Below are 314 nucleotides of genomic sequence, written 5' to 3' on the forward strand. Positions count from 1 at the left end.
CGACTGATACGGATTTGGGTCGTTAGCCCCCCACGGTCCCGCAGCGGAAAAGACGCTGTCTCGTAGCGCGCTCCGATCAACCGTGGGTACCTCGTAGTCTATAGTCGCAGGAGCTGGCGGCTTATACTGCAATGGGTCTACTGTGATCATATCCGGCGTAGCCCACTCTGCCTCGGCACGGGCATCAACCCTCGACTCGATTTCGCTAATAGCTTCGCGCCAAATCTCAGCTTCGTCGGAGGTTTCGGCGTGAGACAGCACATTGCGCGCCGTATTGACGAAGGCAACGGCAATCGCATCATCTGCGCGAGCTG

Annotated in this window: 1 protein-coding gene; it reads right to left on the minus strand. The window is 58.3% G+C overall.

What is annotated here, in order from left to right:
* Positions 1 to 314: GTPase-associated system all-helical protein GASH (locus KMS84_RS42730; RefSeq protein WP_368860721.1), on the minus strand; the 314-nt coding region annotated here is incomplete at both ends.

Source organism: Streptomyces hilarionis (genome assembly GCF_024539675.1).
GTDB classification, from domain to species: domain Bacteria; phylum Actinomycetota; class Actinomycetes; order Streptomycetales; family Streptomycetaceae; genus Streptomyces; species Streptomyces hilarionis.